This is a genomic window from Faecalicatena sp. (genome assembly GCF_058819085.1).
On the sequence record NZ_JBZUUL010000024.1, the window covers coordinates 83,716 to 106,242 of the forward strand.

Consider the following 22,527-nt stretch of genomic DNA (forward strand, 5'->3'; position numbering starts at 1 on the left):
TCGTGGCACATACCATAGACGAAGACACAAAGAAAATTGTAAAAGCGATCGTTCACGGGGATCAGAAACGGCAGGGCCGGAAAAGGAAGGGGAAACATACGAACTTCGACCGGCAGGCAGAAGAAGCAATAAAGGCAGCGAAACGAGATCTTCCGCTTGAAGGCATGGACCAGACGGCGCGCCGTCACATCATAGACAAGATATATAAGAGCCTGTTATACAATACGCCGTGGGAAATGTTGGGCGATACATATTGTTGCAGACGGCTATTTTATGAATATCGTATGGAATTTTGTTACCTGATAGCGGTACACATGGGGATCATAGAAGAAGACGGCAGCAGGCAGCAGGCGGCGGGAAAGTAGGTCAGAAACAACCGCTGCCGTCGGATAGAATGAAAGAGAGTTGAGAACATGGCGAAAGAGTGGACGGACGGTTTCTATTTGACGAAGGCATGGCGAAAGACACGCGACGCATATTACAAATTTCAGCGCGGCCGGTGCGAACGGTGTATGGCTGAATACATGGCAGGCGCCCGAAGCATGGAAGATATAAACCCCGGAATAATAGTTCATCACAAAAGAGAACTGACGCCGAAGAACATAAACGATCCGAACATTGCCTTGTCATTCGACAATTTAGAGTTGCTATGTGAAGAACACCACAACAAGCAGCACAAGGCAAAGCCGAAGCGATATTCCTTCGACGCTGCCGGAAACATCATTGAAAATAAAAACTATAAATAATTTTTTGACAAAAAATATTTCCATTTCCCGCGAACCCCACCCCCCGGATCGAAATTTTGGACCTTCCAACGAGAACCGAGGGAGTGAGGTAAAAAAAACTCTGCAAGTCGCGCGCACATAGAAGGGGGGTTAAATTATGGCAGAAGATACAGAGAAAACGAAAAAGAAATCAACAAATAGGCCGAAAAAGTTGACGGCTGCAGCAATTAAAAAAGAGATAGAAAAACTTCAAAAACTATTCGAGGGGATCGAAGACGAAGACAAAAAAACCCTTGTAAATTCAGTCATTGAAGAAGCCGCCTTCTTAAAAGTGGCTTGCCTGCAGGCTAAAGAAGAAATGAAAAAAGAAGGTCTAACGACCGAAACCAAAAACGCTTCGCAGCATTTCATAAAAGCCCACCCTTCAACGGCGATTTATGAAAAATACGCGCGACAATACACAACAATTATTAACCAGTTAATCGAATATTTACCACCGAAAGAAAAGAAAAAGGTTTCAAAATTAGCGGCCCTTCGTGATGAATAATCTAATCACAAACTATATTTTTGAATACTACGACGCCATAACGTCGGGGCGTATTCGGGCCGGTAAATGGATCAAACTGGTTTATAAAATTCTGGTTGAGGGTATAAAGTACGGGGAATGGATCTTTGACTACAAAAAGGCGAATAAAGCGATCAAGTTCATAGAAAATTACTGTCACCATTCAGAAGGACGAAACGACCTTCTGAAATTGGAATTGTGGCAGAAAGCGATCGTTTCCGCGATCTTCGGTATTCTGGATAAAAACACGGGGTACCGGCAGTTCCGGGAAGTTTTTTTAATTGTGGCCCGGAAGAATGGTAAAACGCTTTTTGCTGCAGCAATCATGGCATACATGGCATATATTGACGGAGAGTACGGCGCGAAACTGTATTGTCTGGCCCCGAAGTTGGAGCAGGCCGATCTTGCCTATGACGCATTTTACCAGATCGTGCAGCAAGATGAAGAACTGGCAGAAATAAGCAAGAAACGCCGGTCAGACATTTACATAAAAGAGTACAACACCACGATCAAAAAGATCGCCTTCAATTCCAAAAAGTCGGACGGCTTCAACCCGCACTTTGTTTTAAATGACGAAATGGAAGCGTGGCCGGGCGATCAGGGCTTAAAGCAATATGACGTTATGGCGTCAGCACTTGGCGCAAGAAAACAGCCGCTTATTTTATCCACTTCCACCGCCGGTTATGAAAATGACGGAATTTTCGACGAACTTATGAAGCGATCCACGGCATTTTTGAAGGGAAGAGGAAAGGAAGAAACCGAAAAACGACTTTTGCCGTTCCTTTACATCATTGACGACGTGGAAAAGTGGGACACGCGCGAAGAATTAGAAAAGTCAAACCCGAACTTAGGCGTTTCGGTATCGTGGGAATATTACGAAGACAAGATCGCAGTTGCAAGAAAATCACTTGCAGCGAAAGCGGAGTTTTTGACAAAGTTCTGCAACATAAAACAAAATTCGTCGATTGCATGGCTTGACTATATCGACGTTGAGAAGGCAGCAGGCCAGAAGTACACGCTTGAAGACTTCCGCGGGTGCTATTGCGTGGCCGGTATTGACCTTTCACGGACAACGGATCTTACGGCGGCAACACTGATAATTGAGAAAGCAGGAAAGAACTATGTTATTACACAATTCTTTATGCCGCGGGAACGGTTCAAAGTGGCAATCAACGAAGAGAACGTACCGTACAATATTTTTGAACAACAAGGCTTCCTGAAACTATCGGGAGAACATCAGGTGGACTATAAGGACGTGTTTAACTGGTTTATTGACCTTGTGAAGAAATATAAGATCAAACCGTTAAAAGTGGGTTATGACCGTTATTGCGCCGGTTATCTGGTTCAGGAAATGAAAGAAGCGGGCTTCCACATGGACGACGTATATCAGGGAACAAACCTTACACCGGTATTACACACCTTTGAAGGCGATCTGAAAGACGGACGCTATTGTTTGGGAGATAATAATTTGTTACGGTCCCACCTGTTAAATGTGGCGGTAGATATAAACATAAACGACAGCCGTATGAAACCCGTAAAACTGGAAAAGCGGGCGCACATAGACGGCGCCGTTTCAATCTTCGACGCCTTGGCCGTGAAAATGAAATACCACAAAGAGATCGGCAGACAGTTATTAAACAAAGCCGCGTAAAAAGAGGGTTTCGGCCCTCTTTTTTGCTGCCTGAAAGTAGGTCAGAATTTAACGAACTTTTTTTGTACGATTGAAGCGTGGAAATTTAACCGGCCTTTTATGTGCAGAACAGGGGGTGAAGACGACGGGAATTATAAAAGACTTTTTGAATTTCAGGCGCTATAAATATAGCCCGCTTTTCGCAATTCGCGGGGAATATTCCGCAGGCGGCGATCTGGACGAAAGCGACATAATCGGATCCATTGAAAATTGTATAGCGACAAACGTTGCTAAACTCACGCCGCAAGTGGTGAGAAAAGACGCGCGCGGAATGGTTATCAAAGAAGACTATCTGGCCCGCCTTCTTTCCTTGCGTTGGGCGCCGGAATTATCAACATTCGACGCATTGTATAAAATGGCCGCGACACTGATCCGAAAGTCAAACGCTTTCGCGGCGATCATTTACAACGAAGATTTTACGAAAGTAAAGCAGATTGCACCATTGACGGTAAAAACATTTCGGATCTACGAAGACGACGACGGAAATATTTTATTCCGCTTCGTGTGGGACTATGACGGGAAAACCTACGTTCTGCCATATCAAAGCGTGATCCATATCCGCGCAAGGTTTAATAAAAAAAGGTTTATCGGAACGGCGCCGGATCAGTCGATCAAAACAACACTTGAATTACTTGACGCGACAGGGCAGGCACTACGAAACACCGTAAAAAATTCCGCAAACCTGAAAGGGTACCTGAAATATAACAACTTCATTGATGAAGACGAACTGAAAACGAAGGTAAAAGAGTTTCAGGCGGCATACATGAGCGCCGAAAACGACGGCGGCATGGCAGGCATTGACAATTCAATGGAGTTTCACGAAATCACGCAAAGAACGCCGAACATTCCGACGCTTCAAAGCCAGTTTTTACGGGATAACTTATACCGCTATTACGGCGTGAGCGACGCGATCTTAATGTCAAAGTTCACGGAAAGCGAATGGAACGCCTTTTATGAAAGCGTGATCGAACCGATCGCCCTTCAATTATCACTTGAATTTACATTCAAACTATTGACGGAGCGTGAAAGAGGGTTCGGAAACAAAATCATTTTCACTTCAAACCGGCTGCAATATGCGACGCTGCAGACAAGGGCCACAATCGGTTCCGTACTGTACGACCGCGGAATTATTACGATCAATGAGTATCGCGAATTACTGTATTACGAACCGATCGAAGACGGAGACGTGCGAATGGTAAGCCTGAACTATGTAAAAGCAGACGATCAGAGCCTTTACCAGACCGGGCAGCAGGGCGAAGGAACCGGATCCGGCCCACCGGGGGAAGGAGAAGGGCAGCAGGCCGCGACGGCAATTCAAATTTTGAAAATGCTCGTCCCGGTAACTTTGAAGGGTGGTGAGAAGAAAGAATGGCAATAATTAAAGGTTTTACGTTTAAGAACCTGACAGAAACAAGCGCGGACTTGTATTTCTACGGCGACATTGTTTCCGACTGGTGGGGAGCATGGCAGGACGAAGACCAGTACCCGGACGCGATCAAGAATTTTCTTTCGGAGCAGGAAGGAAAAGACTTGAATGTTTATGTAAATTCCGGCGGTGGTTCCGTATTTGCCGGTATTGCAATTTACAATATGCTGAAACGTCACGCAGCGAAAAACAACGTCAAAGTGTACGTGGACGGTCTGGCCGGTTCAATCGCTTCGGTACTTGCCTTCGCAGGGAGCGAAGCGCCGGAAATTCCTTCAAACGCCTTTTTGATGATACATAACCCGTGGAGTTATTGCGAAGGAAATTCGGCAAATATGCGGAAAATGGCCGACGATCTGGACCAGATCAAGACCGGAATTTTAAATGTATATGCCGAACACCTGAAAGAAGGCGTAACAATAGACCAGATCAGCGCGCTAATGGACGCGGAAACATGGTTAAACGGGCAGCAGGCCGCGGAGTATTTCGACATTAAAACGACGGAGCCGAAGGAATACGCGGCAGCAGTAGGGGACTACATCACGAAGGCAAAGTGTAAGAATGTGCCGGAGAGGTTAAAGGCAAAAAAGCCGGATCCCACTTCCCAAAACGGGCAACAGGAAGAAGACAAGGCGGCAGAAGAAAAGAGAAACGAGATCCGAAGTCTCACAATTAAAGCATTTATGGAAGGAGAATAAAACATGAAGTATGAAGAACTGGTAAAAATGGGCGTCAAAGACTTAAAAGCCAGACTAAAAGACCTGAACACACAGGCACAGACGGCAGCAGGCGACGCACTGGACGCGCTTCTGGAAGAAGCAAACACGATCACCGGCATTTTAAACGACGTAAAGAACCGCGAGAGGTTGGCCGGTATCGCTTCCGCAGCAGCCGGGGAGCAGGAGCCGGAGAGCGGAGAAAAAGAAGAAGAACCGAAGGACAAAACAAGAGAGGAACGCGGCCAGAACTTGAAGAACGGAAAAACGGTCAAGTTTTCCGCGAAAGTGGCGCTTATGGGAGCGAAAAACGCCCTTTCCGTTACGCAGACAGTGACGCCGCAGCACACGGCCGACGACCTGAAAGAAACATTTAACGACGTTTCTTCACTGGTGGATCGCGTAAAAAGGGTTCCTTTAAACGGCGGCGAAACATATCAGAGGGGCTATGTTAAGTCTTACGGTGACGGGGCAGGAGCGACCGAAGAAGGCGCGGACTACAACCCGACAGAACCGGTTTTCGGTTATGTGACTATCGAAAAAGAGAAGATCACAGCCTACACCGAAGAACCCGAAGAAATGGTAAAACTTCCGAACGCGGACTATGACGGCGTTGTGGAAGGTTCAGTTTCCAAAGCGATCCGGCGTTACATGAGCCGCCAGATCCTGATCGGCGACGGAACAACCGGAAAGTTTAAGGGAATTTTCCACAATCCGACAAAGGCCGAAGAACAGGTAATTGATCCGAAGACGGATATTGAATTGACAGGCATTGGCGACGGAACACTGGACGAAATCATTTATTCTTACGGCGGCGAAGAAGAAGTGGAAGCCGTTGCAGTGTTGATCCTCAATAAAAAGGATCTGAAAGCCTTCGCGAAACTTCGCGACAAGCAGGGCCGCAAGGTTTACACCATTGTAAACCATGGCAACACCGGAACGATCGACGGTGTACCGTTTATCATCAACAGCGCTTGCAAAGCGGTTGTGGACGATAAAACGACAGCGGGTAGTTATGTAATGGCATACGGGCCGTTGGAAAATTACGAAATGCCGATCTTTTCCGACATTGACGCCAGAAAGTCCACTGATTACAAATTCAAGCAGGGACAGATCGCATACCGCGCGGACATTTTCGCGGGTGGTGCCGTGGCGGCTTACAACGGCTTCGTGAGAGCGAAGAAAAAGGCTTCCGCGTAAGTAGTAAAGGAAAGGGCGGTTTTCAATGACGTATGACGAATTGAAGGCGGCGGCGAAGCTAAGGGCGCGGAAAATGTCTTCGGACGCATTGGACGAAGACGTTTACCGCCACTTAGATTTTGCGATCGCTGACCTGAAAAGAATAGGTGTAGCAGAAGAATTTTTGAAAAACCCGGAAGATCCGTTGATTATTGAAGCCGCCTTAACCTACGTCAAGGCGAATTATAGCATAGACAGCAACCACGAACGGTTAATGAACAACTATAACATGATCTTGACGAAGATCAAAGGCGGTGATTACAAATCGAAGCAATAATAACCCTGATAGATCCCGGAGAAACACGCGAAGAAGATATAAAAACGCCGGTTTATGCTTCTGTATTTCCGATTGGCCGCGACGAATACGCGGCAGCGGGAGAAAAGAGCATGAAAGCCCGGTATATGTTTGAAGTTTACGCCAGTGAATACGCAGATCAAAGCGTTGTAGTTTACGGAAAAGAACGACTGACAGTTTACAGAACATACGGGCCGAAGGACAACGACAAGATCGAAGTTTACGCCGGTCAGAGGGTGGGGAATAGATAATGGCAATTAGTGTTGATAGACTTGCGGCAGAATTGGCGCAGGGGCTTAGCGAATATTCGCAGGAAGTGGCAGACGAAATAAAAAAGGCCGCTGACGAAGTGGCCGACGAAGCCGTAAGAGAATTAAAAAGCACAAGCCCGGTTTTAACTGGCTCTTATGCGAAAGGGTGGAAGAAGTCGAAAGCCTACGAAAGCAAGAGTGCAAAAAGAAACACGGTCCACAACAAAACCGATTATCAATTAACGCACCTTCTGGAAAAAGGCCACGCAAGCCGGAACGGCGGCAGAGTTGCGGCGAAAGTGCATATTCAGCCGGTGGAAGAAAAGGCCGTGGCGAAGTTTGAAGAAAAAGTGAAAGGAGTGATCGAAAAGTGACAACCTTTGAAGGCGTATTAAAGCGCGCCGAAGGCTTGGGCCTTCCGTTCGCTCACAATCAATTCATACCGACCAACAAAAAACCGGTACCGGATCCACCGTTTATTGTGTGGCTATCTTCGGAGCAGCAGAGGGGCGACGACAGAAAAAACCGGATCCGGCAGATCGAAGGTTCGTTGGAACTTTACACGGAGAAGAAAGAAGATCCGGCCATTGAAAAGCGGATCGAAGAAGAAGTGCTGTTCGACGTGGAATTTCGGAAGTATCAGGCACAGATCCCCGGAGAAGACACGCTACAAACAGCCTATGATTTTACAATCACTCAAAAGAAATGAAAGGAGAACAGAGCATGGAGAGAATTATTCTTGGAAGCGCGGACGTTTATATTCAGGCTTTCGACGGAAAGACAGTTCCGGCGACAGCGGATATTTGCGTAAAGGAAAACTTAATGGCTTACATTTCCGGCGGCGCGTCTGCAGAGTATAAGCCGTCTTTTTATACGGCGAAGGACGACACCGGAAACAAGAGAAAAACGATCATTACCGAAGAAGAAGTAACCCTGAAAACGGGAATTATGACTTTCGACGGAAACAAGTTCAAGTATCTTTGCGACACGGCCAGAGTTACGGAAGACAAGGCGAAAAAGCGCAGGATCGTAAAGATCGGCGGTATCAATAACAGGCAGGGCAGCCGTTACGTTATTTGCCTTCACCATAAAGATCCGGTTGACGGCGATATTTGGGTTTTGATCGTGGGGAACAATCAGGCGGGCTTTGCTATTTCCTTTGAGAAGGACAAAGAAACCGTTATTGACGAAGAAATAACGGCCCTTCCTATGGACGACGAAGGAACGCTTTTATTGTACGAAGAAGAAATGACAGACGAAGAAGTGGCGGCAGCAGGCGGCGCAGCAGAGTAAACACCATAATAACACAGAAAACCAGAAACGGCAGGGCGGCGCCTTGCCGTTAGTTGGTAGAAAGGAAATTACACAATGGCAAACATGAGTTTTGATTTTAACAAGGTAAATCGTTCATTTATGACAACCGTTTTAAAAGACGGCCGCAAACTGGTTGTAAAAATGCCTATGAAAAAGACGTTTGAAAAAATGTCGGCGCTGCAGGACGCGGATATTGACGGAATGACAATCAACGACGCCATGGATACTTTAGGCGGCCTTTGCGCTGAAATTCTTTCCCACAATATGACAGGTGAAAAAGTGACAACAAAGGAAATAACGGACAATTACGACACCGAAGAAATGGAAGCCCTGATCGACGCCTACATGGAATTTGCGGGCGGCGTAAAAAATAACCCAAATTAAAGATCCCCTTCTACCCCGGAAAGGACGAAGAAGGGGTTTACTACAAAACCAAAACACGGGGCGAAAAACTGGTGATTGACTACACCGGTTTAAATATATGGGAAGTGCAAGAACTGGATCTTGATCTATACCTTTTCTTCATGCGCGAAGCGTTTATACACGAAATGAACCAGACGGAGCAGGGCAGGGAATACCTTGCGAATTGTTGGAGAATTTCGCAAACAGAACCGGACCGAAAGGCCATTCGCGAGAAGTTCAAACGAAGGGGCGGTGAATAGCAAGTGGCAGGAAGCACGATAAAGGGAATTACAATCGAAATCGGCGGCGACACAACGAAACTTGACAAAGCGTTGTCGGGAGTAAATAAGCAGTCGCGCGATATTCAGAAAGAATTAAAAGAAGTCGAAAAGGCCCTGAAACTGGATCCGAAAAATACGGAGTTATTGGCGCAAAAACAAACCCTTCTGAAAGAAGCCGTTTCGGCCACTTCTGAAAAACTGGACGTTTTGAAGAAGGCAGAAGAACAGGTGCAGCAGCAGTTTGAGCGCGGCGAAGTATCGGAAGAACAGTACAGAGCATTACAAAGAGAAGTTATAAAGACCGAAGCAGAGTTGAAAAACCTGAAAGAAGCGGCAGAAAGCGGAAATTCCGCGCTTGAAAAAGTGGGAGAAGCAGCCGGGAAAATCGGGGAGAAATCAACCGCGCTTGGGAAGAAACTTCTTCCGGTAACGGCAGCAATTACCGGGATCGGAACGGCAAGTATCGCGGCATTTAACGAACTTGACGCCGGGTACGATACGATCATAACAAAAACGGGCGCTTCCGGGGAAGCATTGGAAGGGCTGCAGGATAGCATGGACAACGTGTTTTCTTCGCTGCCGATAGAAGCAGAAGCGGCCGGAATTGCCATTGGTGAAGTAAATACGCGTTTCGGAGCAACGGGAAAGACACTGGAAGATCTTTCGACAAAGTTTATTCAGTTCGCGGAAATCAACGGAACCGACTTAAACGGAGCGATCGACAGTGTGGACGCCATTATGACGAAATTCGGCGTTGACGCTTCACAGACCGGAAATGTTCTTGGCCTTCTCACAAAGGCAGGGCAGGACACCGGCATTTCCATGGACACGCTGCAAAATTCTTTACAGACAAACGGCGCCACATTAAAGGAAATGGGGCTTGACCTCACTTCTTCCGTGAATTTACTTGCACAATTTGAAGCAAACGGCGTTGACGCTTCGGCGGCACTTGCGGGGCTGAAAAAGGCGCAGCAGAACGCGACGGCAGAGGGGAAAACCCTTGAAGAAGCGTTGGGAACGACCATTGAAAGTATAAAGAACGCAGGAAGTGAAACGGAAGCCCTGCAGATTGCAACGGAGTTATTCGGCAAGAAGGGCGCCGCAGAAATGACGCAGGCGATCAGAGAAGGCCGCTTGTCGGTTGACGATCTGGCCGGTTCACTGGAAGATTACGGAACCGTAGTTGAAGACACATTCAACGCGACATTGGATCCACCGGATAAAGCAAAAGTCGCATTGAACAATTTGAAAGTAGCAGGCGCAGATCTTGGCAATGTTTTAATGTCAAGCGTGGCGCCGATATTAGACCGGGTTGTGGAAAAGGTAAAAACCTTCACAACATGGTTTAAAAATTTAAACCAGTCACAGAAAGAAACGATCGTAAAAGTGGCGGCCCTTGTGGCGGCGCTTGGACCGGCGTTAATCGCTTTCGGGAAACTTAGTACCGGAGTATCAAAAGCAATTTCGACATTCAGTAAAATTTCGGGCGTGTTTAAGACCGCAGGAACGGCCGGGAAGGGCTTATGGGCCATTTTATCGGCGAACCCGATCGGGGCGATTGTGGCGGCCGTGGCGGCCCTTGTGGCCGGTTTTGTGCTTATGTATAACAAGTGCGATTGGTTCCGGGAAATGGTAAACGACGCCTTCGCGGAGATTAAAAAAGCAGTAAGCGAAACCATAGAGAAAATAAAGCCTATTTTGCAGCAGTTGGGCGAAAGTTTCAAAAATTTAATGGAGAAATTGCGGCCCGTCTTCGAGTTTTTCACAACTTACGTTATGGCAGTCATAAAAGGCGCCCTTGCCGCGCTGAAACCGATTATTTCGGCAGTACAGAACGCGATCGAGTTTATAAGCAACATCATAAGCGCATTTATGGCGCTATTTCAGGGTGATTTCGACAGTTTCGGCCAGTACATAATGGCAGCGCTGCAGAACGCGATCGACTTTGTGAAAAATATCATTTCGGCCGTGGTGAACTTCGTCGTCTCATTCTTCGAGACGTTCGGCGTTGATGTAAAGCAGATCTTCACGGATATTTGGAACGGGATCGTTTCAATTTTTACCGGCGTCGGCCAGTGGTTCGCGGACCGTTTTACGGAAGCGTACACGAATATTACAAATATTTTTAAAGGGATCGGACAATGGTTTTCGGACAGGTGGACCGACATAAAAACGGCCCTTTCCACCGTCGCCACATGGTTTTTAACCATGTTCCAGAACGCCTATACCAACGTGAAGAACGTCTTTTCGGCGATCGGCCAGTGGTTCGGCGCCCGGTGGACGGATATAAAAAACGCCTTGTCAACCGTTGCGACGTGGTTCCAGACCATGTTCCAGAACGCCTATACCAACGTGAAGAATGTATTTTCGGGGATCGGTCAGTGGTTCAACGCAAGATACACCGACATAAAGAACGTATTTTCCACCGTGGGTTCATGGTTCCAGACAAAATTCAATGAAGCATACACGAATATTAAAAACGTGTTTAGCAATATCGGATCTTTCTTTTCTGGAATTTGGAGTACCATAAAGGGAATTTTTGCGAACGTCGGAACGAATATCGGAAACGCGATCGGCGGCGCCTTCAAAAGTGCAATGAATAGCGCACTTGCAACCGTCGAAAATGCGGTAAATAAGGCGATCGGCTTCATAAACGGAGCGATCGACGTAATAAACAAACTTCCGGGCGTAAGCGTCGGACACGTCGGATCCGTATCATTGCCGCGTCTGGCAAAGGGCGGCATTTTGAAAAACGGTCAAGCGATCATGGCAGAAGCAGGCCCCGAACTGATCCAAATGGTGAACGGCGAAGCGGTGGTGACGCCATTAACCAGAAGCGCAAGAAATACGGCGCTTGACGCGGCAGCAGGGCAGCAGGGAAGAAGTTTCGTTCAGAATGTGAACATCACAAGCCCGAAAGCCTTAACGCCTTATGAAACGGCCAGACAGACAAGGAACGCAACCCGAAATATGGTTTTGCAGTTACAAGGGGGCGCGTAAGGTATGAAAAGAATAATCTGCAAAAATGAAGACGGGGTGCAAGTAGAATTTAACTATAATTTTGAACCGTTCTTCCTTGTATCGGTAGACGGAATTTACACGGTATCAAATAACGTTGTAACGTCGGAAAATACAATGGTGGACGGTTCCACCTATCAGGGCAGCACCACAAAGCAAAGAAACATTGTAATTACCGCGCAAATGGAAAGCGATTACCAAAAGAACAGGGACTTGCTTTACAAGTGCTTCAAACCGAAGTCAACCGGCCTTTTTACCTACATGGAAGGGGACGAAACGCGCGTCATTGATTACAAGGTGGAAGAAATCGACATAGACGAAAAAGGAGTGGTAAGGAATTTTACAATTTCCCTTCTTTGCCCGGATCCGTTCTTTAGAGATCTGGAAGATCTGTCCGTGTCAATGGCAAGTTGGACGGGGCTTTTTGAATGGGAGCATGAATTTTTAGACGAAAAAGAACCATTCGCAGAGAGAACCGCGGAAGTATTGAAAGAGATCGAAAACGACAGCGCAGCCGACAATATCGGTATAACCGTAACACTGGAAGCGGAAGGACCGGTAATAAATCCAGCCGTATATCACGCGGAAAGTGGGGAATTTATCAAAATCGGAAACGAAGTCAGATCCTTTTCAATCAATGCCGGGGACGTGGTTATTATTACCACGGAAACCAACAACAAAGCCGTTTACCTTGTACGGGACGGAGTAAGACAGGAGATCAACGAATATTTGGACGAAGACAGCGACTTTATACAGTTGCAGCACGGGACGAATACGATCCGTTACACTGCAGACGCCGGGGAAGATTACATGAACGTAACAATTTCGTACCGGTTCCGCTATTTGGGGGTGTGATATGGAAGCCAGAATTTACGACAGAGAATTGAACTTCAAAGGGGTAATAGAAAATCACACTTCCTTAATCTGGTGCCGGAAGTATTACGTACCGGGAAACTTTGAGATCCACGCGCCGATCACAGACCGGAACTTGCAGTTGTTGGCAAAAGGGAACATCATTTCAAAACGCGGCAGCGAAGAAGCCGGAGTGATTGAGGACATAGAGAACGAAGAAAGTGACATTAAAAACGAGATCACGGCAAAAGGGCGCTTTCTTTCGTCCTATATGGATCGAAGGCTGATAAAGTCAACCGTGAATTTTTCCGGCAAGATCGAAGTTGCCATGCGGCAGTTATTGGAAGGGGCGACGCCGATCCCCCTTGTGGAGTTGGGAACGCTGAACGGTTTTTCTGAAACGGTGGAATTTCAAGCCACAATGAAAAATCTTATGCTATACGAAACCAAACTTGCAAAGGCGGGCGCGATCGGGTACCGGTTCCGGCCGGACTTCCGGTTGAAAAAGATTTTGTTTGAAACCTACAAGGGGACAGACAGAACAACGGCGCAGGGGGTAAATTCGCGCGTTATCTTTTCGGAGAGTTACAACAATCTGAACAATGTTATTTACAAATATAACGATCAGCAGTACCGCACAAAAGCGATCGTCGGCGGCAAAGGCGAAGGAGCGGCCCGCGTTTATGTGGAAGTCGGCGGCGGTACCGGCTTAGATCTTCGCGAAATATTCGTGGACGCAAAGGACATTCAAAGCGAAGGCATGACGGCGGCAGCGTACCGGGCAGCACTGACACAAAGGGGGAATGAAGCCCTTGCAACAAATATCATTGCCGAAAGTGTCGAGTGCGAAACAGAAGCAGATATAAATTTCAAATACAAGGTTCATTACGACTTGGGGGACATAGTGACCGTAAAGAAGAAAAAATGGGGAATTACGCTAAACCAGAGGATCACAGAACTTCAAGAAGTTTATGAATACGGCGGTATGTATGTAGTACCAACAATGGGAGACGCATTACCGGAAAAAATAGATTGGAGTGACAAATAAATGGGACAGTACGCAAACTTTTACAATTCCAGAAGCGGGGACCGCGTTTACAACGCTGACAGCATGAGCGAATGGCTTTTGCCGTTCTTCACGACCGGCGTTTTCAATAATTGTTTCGCGATCACGGCAAACGACGATATGAGCGTAACAGTCGGCGGGGGCTATGTGAACATCAAAGGAAAGACGAAACATTTTGAACAGGCGCAGATCTTCACCCTTGAAAAAGCGTCGGGAACGTTGGCCCGGATCGACAATGTGATTTTGAGAAGGGACGACACGGAAAGAGATTTCTATATTTTCATTGAAACCGGCGGTTTCTCAAAAAACCCGGTAGCACCGGAGATTGTAAGGACCGAAGCGATCCACGACCTGAAATTAGGCGAAATTTATGTGGACGTGGGAGCGATCAAGATCACACAGGAAAATATAACCGATACGCGAATGAACGCTGACGTTTGCGGGTGGGTTATGGCAACCGTAAAAGAAATTGACTTTTCGCAGATCACGGCGCAGTTTCAGGCGTATTTCACACGCTATCAGGCGAATATTACGCAGGAATTTAACGCCTATATGGCGCAGATCGTCAACTTAGAGGACAAAGGCGCCGCCGCTTTCCACGATATGCAAAGTCAGTTTGACGCCTACGCGCAGCAGCAGCAGGCCGCCTTTTCGGAATGGTTCGACGGGATAAAGGATCAGTTATCAGCGGACGCGGCCGGGGCGCTGCAAAATGCAGTAAATGATCTGACGGCGCACATTAAAAACCTTGCGACAAAGATCACCTTTGAAAATCTTTCAAAGGAAACCGGGGAAATCAAGATTGACATTGTAAACGGCAATACCGAAACAACGACAACGGCCACATTCGCAGAAGGCGGCAAAATCTACCTGACGGAGCCGGGAGAATACACGGTGGAGCCACAGGCAGACAATTTATTGATTATCCCGAAAACCTTCGTTCTGGATCACACGCAGACCACGGAAACACTGATTTTCAGTATTTACGACAAAAACGCCTTTGCTGCTATTGGCGGCTATGTGGGCGCTTATGTATCAAAAAATTAAAGTAAAGGAGAAGAACACATGAAAGGATTTCCGAAAGTATTAAAAACGGCGCAGGACGTGAAGAACTGTAAAGCCATGGTTGAAGCCGGGGAACTGGCAGCAGAAGACCTTCTGGCAGCGATCGAAGCAATTGAAAACCAGAATTATATTAAATGCCCGATCCGCGAACTGTCAGAGGATAGAAAGACGGTAACGATCGGTTATTGCAGCGAAGCGGCAGCAGGTGGCAAGGTGACAGCGGGCGGCGTGACAGCCACAATTCAGACCGTGGAACATATCAACGGAGAACCCGACGAAGAAGGGAAGACAGAGAAGGAAACAACGGCCATTACGATTTCAAGAGCGATCGCGGCCGGTTCCGATTTCTTGAAAATCGCGAACGCACCTTCTGTATACGAAGATCTGGACATGACCGCGGAAGAACTGGACCAGATCAAAGAAGAATTAAAGCAGCCTGCAGAATAAGAAAGGAGAAAAGAGCATGAAACATTTTCTTTATGATGAAACAATGCTGAACACGAAGGCCCGTATCACAACGGCAAAACTGGCCGCTATTAGCGACATTGTGGCGCAGAAGGCGCAGTACATCACCGCGACGGGATCCGCGGCGCCTGACGAAGTGACCGTGGAAGCGGGGGTAATTATTTCCGTGGGGCCTTCGATCTTTGAAACGGCATTAACCAAACTTACGGCCGCGAACCTTGACACCGGGACCGGTTTTGAAGCGGGAAGCGACTATTATATTTATTGTTGCGATCCTTCCAACGGATCCGACACACTGGATCAGGACGAAATTTTTGTGATTTCCAAAAACACCACATACCCTTCCGGGTACACGGCAGAGAACAGCCGAAAAGTGGGCGGCTTTCATTACGGCATTGTAAGAAATGTAAACAGCAAAGGAAACCCGATCAGCAGCGCCGGAACCGAAAACGGCAGCGGTTGGGAAGGAAACGTATATACCGGCATTGTGCCGAACAGCGTATGGACCACGAAGCACCGCCCGAAGTGCGACGATCCTTCCGGCATGGTGTATTTAGGGAACGGCTTATGGGGTGACATTTATTTGTCGTCCGACAACGGAAACGACGGTTTACAGTCGAAGTACAACGCGAACCCGATCACCGGCACAGAGGGGCTTAACTGGTATATCGCAAACGAGAAGGCCCGCCGTGTAGGGAAAAGGCTTCCTACATACGCAGAATTTTGTCAGGCTGCCTTCGGAAGCCCGGAAGGAAAGGACGACAACAACATCTACGCATGGAGCGCCACCGGAAACACCGGAAGACAGAAAACGGGATTTGTAAAGAACGCCGTTTCAGCGCTCAATATCCGCGATCTGGTGGGTAATGTCTGGAAGTGGCTTGACGAATTTTGTTTGGATCCGACGGCTTCGGCGTGGGCGTGGCATGATGTATTAGGAACCGGACACGGTGACGCTTATATGCCTTCGGCGACAGCCCTTCACGCGCTCCTTGCGGGCGGGAGTTGGTACGACGGCGTCCACGACGGCGACCGCGCGGTGCATTGCCACAATTACCCGTGGAACGTCTCCGCGGCCATTGGCGTCTGGTGCGTCTGTGACGCGCTGTAAGCAGAAGGGGCGCCCGAAAGGGCAGCCCCTATTTTCCGGGAGAGAATAACACATGGGAGAATATAAGAGCAGAAGCAAGAGCGCAACCGAAACAGCGGAAACAACGGCGGTTATGGACTACACGCACACGGAAGCGCACCAAATGGCCTATGATTTCTCAATCTATCTTCACGAAAAGTTGAAGAAATTTCCGCATTATGAAAAATTCACGCTTCAAAAGGACATTCGGGAGAGTATCGACGGAATGTTGGACGAAATAGAAATGTATGAAATCACAAAGGTTATAAGCCACCTTTACACCGCGGATCGGTTAAAACGGCGCCTTGTGCGGAAATTACGACTTGCACACGATCTAAAATATTCGGCCATGAATAACGACGCCTATTTATATTGTGCAAAGCAGGCCGGAGCGATCGGCGGGAAAATTGGCGGCCTGATTAAATCGGCGACGGAAGCGAAGAAGAAATAAAAATATTTTGGGGCAACCGTTAATTCGCACCTTCACGCGCTCATTGCGGGCGGGAATTGGAACAACGGCGTCCACGACGGCGACCGCGCGGTGAATTGCAACAATTACCCGTGGAACGTCAACACGAACATTGGCGTCTGGTGCGTTTGTGACTTGTAAAGCATTTTAGACCGCGCGATCCCCGGATCCACGGCAAGGGTTATATATTTCATAATCATAATATATAGTCAGACGGTTTGCACAGACGGCTGAAAGGCCGTTCCCGTTCCGGCAAGAACCGGACAAAAGCAAAACAGCACCGCCTAAAAGTAGGGCTTAAAGGTACGAAATGAGGTAGGGCAAAATTAAGACAATTAAAAATCTGATAGACAAGATCTGCACTTTCCCGAACGCCTTGAAAGCATATCACAAGGCCAGAAAGTGCAAACGGTACCGGCCGGACGTTTTGGAGTTTGAAGCGAACCGCGAAGACAATTTGTTTCACGCGATCGAAGTTTTGAAGGACGGAACGTATCAGCCGGGAGAATACCGGGTTTTCAAAGTATGGGAGCCGAAAGAAAGGATCATAATGGCTTTGCCCTTCTTCGATAGGGTAATACAACACATGATCGTAAATTTCATTGAACCTATATTTGAAAAGCGGTTCCTGTTTCGTTCATACGCCTGCAGGAAAGGAAAGGGCGTACACGAAGCAAGCAAAACACTTTCAAAATGGCTTTACGAACTGGAAGTGGTGCAGGGTAAAAAGATATATGCAATAAAAGGGGATATACACCACTATTTCCAGAGCGTTTCGCACGATATTTTAAAAGCGGAGATCCGGCGGTATATTTCCGACAAAGCATTATTGAAAATCCTTGACCGGATAATAGATCACAACGGGATTTTCCCGCCGGGTGTAGGAATACCGGTTGGGAACCTGACTTCACAATTATTTGCGAATGTCTATTTGAACAAATTAGATCAGTTTGTAAAACACGAACTGAAAGTGAAATACTACGTCCGATATATGGACGATTTTATTATTTTATCGGAAGATCCGGCAGAGTTGCGGCACCTTCTGGCAATTATTGAAGAATTTTTGCGCCGGGAATTGCGGTTGGAACTGAACCCGAAAACAACGATACTTGCAGCAAAGAACGGAATAAACTTCGTCGGGTATATCCATTATAAAGACCATAAGAAGATCAGAAAGGACGCAAGGCGGCGCCTTACAAAACTTCTGAAAGCCTTTGAAACCGGGGAAGTGGAACAGGAATATTTCGACCGATCAATAGAAAGTCGTTTCGGCCACATGGAACACGCAGACACTTATAATTACATAAGGGAAACAAAGAAAACCATAGAAGAATTGAAGGAAAGGAAGGCAGTCTGAAAACAGGTCAGAAATTGCCGGACTTTCCTTTTATTATGTTTTTGAAAGGTGGTGAGACTATGGAAAGGTTGATCGTTATCTATGCAGAAGCGGCAGGGAATACATTCTTGCAGTTGGTATTGATCACGGTTGTTTTAGACACTATTTTCGGAGTGTTAAGAGCAATCAAGGAAAGGAAGTTCAATTCTAATTTCGGAATTAACGGCGCGATCCGCAAAGTCGGAATGTTGGTTTGCCTTCTGGCCCTTGTGGTGGTGGATCATATTGTGGCGGTGAACCTGATCGGGTTTATCCCGGAAGCAGTAAGAACATATTTACCGTGTGACAGAGTGGAAACAATGGAGTTTTTCGCCCTTCTGTTTATTGCCTATGAAATTATCAGTATTTTCAAAAATATGTACCTTTGCGGCCTTCCGGTGAAGAAGATCTGGCAGACGGTGAAAGCATTTTTGACGAAGTACACAGACGAACTTCCGGCAGAACTGGAAGACGAAGAAGGGGAAGTGGAGAAATGACGGAAAAAGAATTTGTTTCCTATATCGGCCCACTTGCGGCGGCTGATATGAAAAAAACGGGGATCCTTGCTTCGGTGACGGCGGCGCAGGCCATTCTTGAAAGTGGCTATGGATCAACGGAACTTGCGGTGGCAGCAAATAACCTTTTCGGCATGAAGGCGACGCTTTCCGGGAACAACTGGCCGTCTGAATGGGACGGCCAGACCTACACAAAGGACACGAAAGAGCAGGACAAAGGCGGCAACGAATACACAGTTTCGGCCGCTTTTCGTAAATATGCCAGTCACGCAGCGAGCATTAAAGATCATTCCGACTATTTGGCAGGCGCAAAGAACGGATCCGCGCTTCGCTATGCGGGATTGATCGGAGAAACAGACTACAAGACGGCGGCCGCGCTGATAAAGGGCGGCGGCTATGCAACAGACATAAATTATGTGTCGAAACTCTGTAACATTATTGAAAAATGGAACCTTACAAAGTACGACGAAGCACCACAAAAAAGGAGTGAAGGAACATTGAATATTATTGAAAGCATTGTAACAAATTCAGATTGCTACAAAACAGGGCGAACGATCACGGTAAAAGGGCTTATGCTTCATTCGGTAGGCTGCCCGCAGCCGAAAGCAACGGTTTTCGTGAACAACTGGAACAAACCCGGCGCCGGGGCTTGCGTTCATGCGGTAATTGACGCAGAAGGGAGCGTTTATCAGTTATTACCGTGGAACCGACGCGGGTGGCATTGCGCAAGCGGACAGAAGGGTTCCGGGAATAATACGCATATAGGCGTAGAAATGACCGAACCGGCGACAATCCGTTATACAAGTGGTGCGAACTGGAAGGAAACTGGCGACGGAACAAACACACGCGCGCACGTAATGGCGACGTACAAAACGGCCGTCGAATTGTTCGCGTACCTTTGTAAAAAATACAGTCTAAACCCGACAGCAGACGGCGTTATTATTTCCCACCATGAAGGAAATGTCCGTGGGATTGCTTCAAACCATGGCGACGTAGAACATATTTGGAACAAATTCGGCCTGACAATGGATCAATTTAGAAGGGACGTAAAAGCGGCAATGAGTGGAACGGGTACCAGTCCCGCAACACAGACAAGAGAACTTTACAGAGTACGCAAGACGTGGGCCGACGCGAAAAGTCAGATCGGCGCCTTTTCCGTATTAGAGAACGCGAAGGCGGTCTGCAAAGAAGGTTACACCGTATTCAATAGCAAGGGCCAGGCGGTATTTTCAAACGAAGTGGAAGCACAGAAAAAACCGAACGTAAACCTTCCCTACAAAGTGAAAGTGGATATTTCCGATCTTCGGATCAGGAAAGGACCGGGAACAAATTATGGTTCCGCAGGGTACACAGGCGAAGGAGTATTCACGATCGTAAAAGAGAAAGACGGTCCGGGCGCTACAAAGTGGGGCTTGTTAAAGTCGTATGAGGGGCAGGAAAACGGGTGGATCTCTTTGGACTACGCGACGAAGATCGCATAAAGCAACTATTAACATACCGCCGGAAGGTCAACGGCAAAAACAGCAAGGAAAATATATCACGGAAACCCGGTCAATAAAAGGCCGGGTTTTATATTGCAAGTCTTTTCTGAATATTTCGGCTTCGTTGATTTTTGCGGGTAAATATGATATATTAAAATCTGGTATTTTATGCGAAGGGAAGAAGGAAACATGAAAGACAATGCAGAATTTGAAGCCATTTTGAAAACAATAGATATAAACGGACCGGCGCCGGAGAATGAGCCGTGGCGCCAGTATTACTTCATAAAGAAAGCCCGCCAGTATGTAAAGGCGAAGTCGGAAGAATTGGGACGCCCGCTTTTCGCGTGTGCGAGGACGTTTGGCTGCCAGATGAACGCCAGAGATTCCGAGAAACTTACCGGTATACTCGAGCAGATCGGATATGTGGAGGAAAGCGATGAGGAGAAGGCTGATTTTGTCATATACAACACCTGTACGGTCCGTGAAAATGCGAACCAGAGGGTATATGGCAGGCTTGGCCAGCTTAACCGTGTGAAAAAGCAGAATCCGCATATGATGATCGGCCTGTGCGGCTGCATGATGCAGGAACCGGAAGTGGTGGAAAAGCTAAAGAAGAGCTACCGTTTTGTGGACCTGATCTTCGGGACTCATAATATCTTTAAATTTGCAGAGCTGATCGTGACCCGTATGGAATCGAAGAGAATGGTCATCGATATCTGGAAGGATACCGATAAGATCGTGGAGGATCTTCCGAGTGAACGGAAATATTCCTTTAAATCCGGTGTTAATATTATGTTCGGATGCAATAATTTCTGCAGCTACTGCATCGTTCCTTATGTCAGGGGGAGAGAGCGCAGCAGAAATCCAGAGGATATCATCCGCGAGATCCAGAATCTGGTCAAGGACGGCGTGGTAGAAGTGATGCTGCTGGGGCAGAATGTAAACTCCTATGGGAAGACATTAGAAGAGCCGATGAGTTTTGCACAGCTTCTTAAAGAGATCGAGAAAATAGAAGGACTGAAGCGGATCCGTTTCATGACCTCCCACCCGAAGGATCTTTCCGATGAACTGATCGAGGTGATGAGTACCTCCCAAAAGATATGCAGGCATCTTCATCTGCCGGTCCAGTCAGGCAGCAGCCGGATACTGGATAAGATGAACCGCCGGTATACCAAGGAGCATTATTTGGAGCTGGTAGAGAAGATCCGCAGGGCAGTGCCGGATATTTCCCTGACAACGGACATTATCGTCGGATTTCCTGGAGAGACAGAAGAGGATTTCCAGGAGACCATGGATGTGGTGCGAAAGGTCCGCTATGACAGTGCATTTACCTTTATCTATTCCAAACGGACCGGAACCCCGGCTGCAGTGATGGAAGAACAGGTGCCTGAGGAGGTCGTAAAGGACAGATTCGACCGTCTTTTGAAGGAAGTACAGAGCATATCAGCCGAGACATGCAGTGTATATACGAACACGGTCCAGGAGGTGCTTGTGGAGACGGTCAATGATCACGACCCGAGCCTTATGACAGGCAGAATGAGCAATAACCTGCTTGTACATTTCCCGGGAGAGGAAAGCCTGATCGGCAGGATCGTTCCTGTAGAATTGAAGGAATGTAAAGGATTTTATTATATCGGAGAGAGAGTTCCCGCAGCTCATTAGATTTTGCAGGAATTTACAAAGAAATAAATTCCACCTATATTTCGAAAAAAAACGTCCAAACTATATATAAGGATATATAGGAGGACGTTTTTTCTGTGAAGAAGGTAAGCGAATATCTTGTGCTTTTTGCACTTGGAGGGACAATTTATTATTCATTTGAGATGATCTTTCGAGGGTTTTCCCATTGGTCCATGTTTGTGTTAGGCGGCCTGTGTTTTGTGTTCTTCGCACAGCAGGGGCTTTGGGTGAAATGGAAGGATTCTCTGTGGCTGCAGATGGTCCGGTGCATGATCTTTGTGACAGCAGGTGAATTTATTACCGGGATCATCGTAAACAAATGGCTCAAATGGAGTGTATGGGATTATTCGGACCAGCCGTTCCAGTTATTCGGACAGATCTGTGCACCATTTACCATCATCTTTTCCGGTCTGTGTGTGCTGGGCATTCTCCTTGCGGGCTACCTGATGCATTGGCTGTATGGTGAGGTGAAACCACATTTTCATGTACTTTAGCCTGAGTAAACTCC

25 protein-coding genes are annotated in these 22,527 nt (G+C 47.2%); all 25 read left to right on the plus strand.

All coding sequences use genetic code 11. The features are described from left to right. Positions 1-2: 2 nt before the first annotated feature. The 25 genes from AC4OGX_RS11810 to AC4OGX_RS11930 all read left to right on the plus strand — a co-directional run bounded on the left by AC4OGX_RS11810 (position 3) and on the right by AC4OGX_RS11930 (position 22,513). Positions 3-365: a hypothetical protein gene (locus AC4OGX_RS11810; protein ID WP_493330693.1), complete on the plus strand. Its 363-nt coding sequence runs from the start codon at positions 3-5 to the stop codon at positions 363-365. 48 nt (positions 366-413) lie between these two features. After that, positions 414-746, plus strand: a complete 333-nt coding sequence (locus AC4OGX_RS11815) for an HNH endonuclease (protein ID WP_493330694.1) — start codon at positions 414-416, stop codon at positions 744-746. Positions 747-882: 136 nt separating this feature from the next. Further along, positions 883-1,272 carry a P27 family phage terminase small subunit gene (locus AC4OGX_RS11820; RefSeq protein WP_493330695.1) on the plus strand — a complete coding sequence of 130 codons (390 nt, stop codon included), beginning with the start codon at positions 883-885 and terminating at the stop codon, positions 1,270-1,272. Then, entirely contained in the window at positions 1,265-2,941 is a 1,677-nt protein-coding gene (locus AC4OGX_RS11825; RefSeq protein ID WP_493330697.1) for a terminase large subunit, read from the plus strand. Before AC4OGX_RS11820 ends, AC4OGX_RS11825 begins: the two co-directional genes overlap by 8 nt. A gap of 115 nt (positions 2,942-3,056) precedes the next feature. Further along, complete coding sequence (locus AC4OGX_RS11830) at positions 3,057-4,358, plus strand: phage portal protein (RefSeq protein WP_493330863.1); 1,302 nt, start codon at positions 3,057-3,059, stop codon at positions 4,356-4,358. After that, positions 4,349-5,104 carry a head maturation protease, ClpP-related gene (locus AC4OGX_RS11835; protein ID WP_493330698.1) on the plus strand — a complete coding sequence of 252 codons (756 nt, stop codon included), beginning with the start codon at positions 4,349-4,351 and terminating at the stop codon, positions 5,102-5,104. The genes AC4OGX_RS11830 and AC4OGX_RS11835 overlap by 10 nt, the downstream gene beginning before the upstream one ends. Before the next feature lie 3 nt (positions 5,105-5,107). Further along, positions 5,108-6,322, plus strand: coding sequence for a phage major capsid protein (locus AC4OGX_RS11840; protein WP_493330699.1), 1,215 nt, complete (start codon positions 5,108-5,110; stop codon positions 6,320-6,322). Positions 6,323-6,347: 25 nt separating this feature from the next. Then, a complete protein-coding gene (locus AC4OGX_RS11845) occupies positions 6,348-6,638 on the plus strand; it encodes a hypothetical protein (protein WP_493330701.1) in 291 nt (96 codons plus the stop codon). A gap of 110 nt (positions 6,639-6,748) precedes the next feature. Further along, positions 6,749-6,907 (plus strand): hypothetical protein, encoded by a 159-nt coding sequence (locus AC4OGX_RS11850; protein WP_493330702.1) that lies wholly within the window; start codon positions 6,749-6,751, stop codon positions 6,905-6,907. Next, positions 6,907-7,281 carry an HK97 gp10 family phage protein gene (locus AC4OGX_RS11855; protein ID WP_493330703.1) on the plus strand — a complete coding sequence of 125 codons (375 nt, stop codon included), beginning with the start codon at positions 6,907-6,909 and terminating at the stop codon, positions 7,279-7,281. Before AC4OGX_RS11850 ends, AC4OGX_RS11855 begins: the two co-directional genes overlap by 1 nt. Beyond that, entirely contained in the window at positions 7,278-7,616 is a 339-nt protein-coding gene (locus tag AC4OGX_RS11860; RefSeq protein ID WP_493330704.1) for a hypothetical protein, read from the plus strand. Before AC4OGX_RS11855 ends, AC4OGX_RS11860 begins: the two co-directional genes overlap by 4 nt. 14 nt (positions 7,617-7,630) lie before the next feature. After that, positions 7,631-8,200, plus strand: coding sequence for a hypothetical protein (locus AC4OGX_RS11865; protein ID WP_493330706.1), 570 nt, complete (start codon positions 7,631-7,633; stop codon positions 8,198-8,200). A gap of 75 nt (positions 8,201-8,275) precedes the next feature. Further along, positions 8,276-8,605: a hypothetical protein gene (locus tag AC4OGX_RS11870; protein WP_493330708.1), complete on the plus strand. Its 330-nt coding sequence runs from the start codon at positions 8,276-8,278 to the stop codon at positions 8,603-8,605. Positions 8,606-8,886: 281 nt separating this feature from the next. Next, on the plus strand, positions 8,887-11,904 hold the full coding sequence (locus tag AC4OGX_RS11875; RefSeq protein ID WP_493330710.1) for a phage tail tape measure protein: 3,018 nt from the start codon (positions 8,887-8,889) through the stop codon (positions 11,902-11,904). 3 nt (positions 11,905-11,907) lie between these two features. Continuing rightward, on the plus strand, positions 11,908-12,777 hold the full coding sequence (locus tag AC4OGX_RS11880) for a phage distal tail protein (RefSeq protein ID WP_004606090.1): 870 nt from the start codon (positions 11,908-11,910) through the stop codon (positions 12,775-12,777). A 1-nt stretch (position 12,778) separates the two neighbouring features. Further along, positions 12,779-13,822, plus strand: coding sequence for a siphovirus ReqiPepy6 Gp37-like family protein (locus tag AC4OGX_RS11885; protein ID WP_004606089.1), 1,044 nt, complete (start codon positions 12,779-12,781; stop codon positions 13,820-13,822). Next, positions 13,823-14,887: a hypothetical protein gene (locus AC4OGX_RS11890; RefSeq protein WP_493330713.1), complete on the plus strand. Its 1,065-nt coding sequence runs from the start codon at positions 13,823-13,825 to the stop codon at positions 14,885-14,887. 18 nt (positions 14,888-14,905) lie between these two features. Continuing rightward, positions 14,906-15,352, plus strand: coding sequence for a hypothetical protein (locus AC4OGX_RS11895; protein WP_004606087.1), 447 nt, complete (start codon positions 14,906-14,908; stop codon positions 15,350-15,352). Positions 15,353-15,368: 16 nt separating this feature from the next. Continuing rightward, positions 15,369-16,481 carry a phage major tropism determinant gene (locus tag AC4OGX_RS11900; protein ID WP_493330716.1) on the plus strand — a complete coding sequence of 371 codons (1,113 nt, stop codon included), beginning with the start codon at positions 15,369-15,371 and terminating at the stop codon, positions 16,479-16,481. A gap of 52 nt (positions 16,482-16,533) precedes the next feature. Next, complete coding sequence (locus AC4OGX_RS11905; protein WP_493330717.1) at positions 16,534-16,950, plus strand: four helix bundle protein; 417 nt, start codon at positions 16,534-16,536, stop codon at positions 16,948-16,950. A gap of 394 nt (positions 16,951-17,344) precedes the next feature. Then, positions 17,345-18,325 (plus strand): reverse transcriptase domain-containing protein, encoded by a 981-nt coding sequence (locus AC4OGX_RS11910; protein ID WP_493330718.1) that lies wholly within the window; start codon positions 17,345-17,347, stop codon positions 18,323-18,325. Between the two features lie 59 nt (positions 18,326-18,384). Continuing rightward, positions 18,385-18,840, plus strand: coding sequence for a phage holin family protein (locus tag AC4OGX_RS11915; protein WP_493330720.1), 456 nt, complete (start codon positions 18,385-18,387; stop codon positions 18,838-18,840). Beyond that, complete coding sequence (locus tag AC4OGX_RS11920; RefSeq protein WP_493330722.1) at positions 18,729-20,339, plus strand: glucosaminidase domain-containing protein; 1,611 nt, start codon at positions 18,729-18,731, stop codon at positions 20,337-20,339. The genes AC4OGX_RS11915 and AC4OGX_RS11920 overlap by 112 nt, the downstream gene beginning before the upstream one ends. Before the next feature lie 189 nt (positions 20,340-20,528). Further along, entirely contained in the window at positions 20,529-22,001 is a 1,473-nt protein-coding gene (gene miaB / locus AC4OGX_RS11925; RefSeq protein WP_493330724.1) for a tRNA (N6-isopentenyl adenosine(37)-C2)-methylthiotransferase MiaB, read from the plus strand. 95 nt (positions 22,002-22,096) lie between these two features. Then, positions 22,097-22,513 carry a putative ABC transporter permease gene (locus AC4OGX_RS11930; protein WP_493330725.1) on the plus strand — a complete coding sequence of 139 codons (417 nt, stop codon included), beginning with the start codon at positions 22,097-22,099 and terminating at the stop codon, positions 22,511-22,513. Positions 22,514-22,527 lie beyond the last annotated feature (14 nt).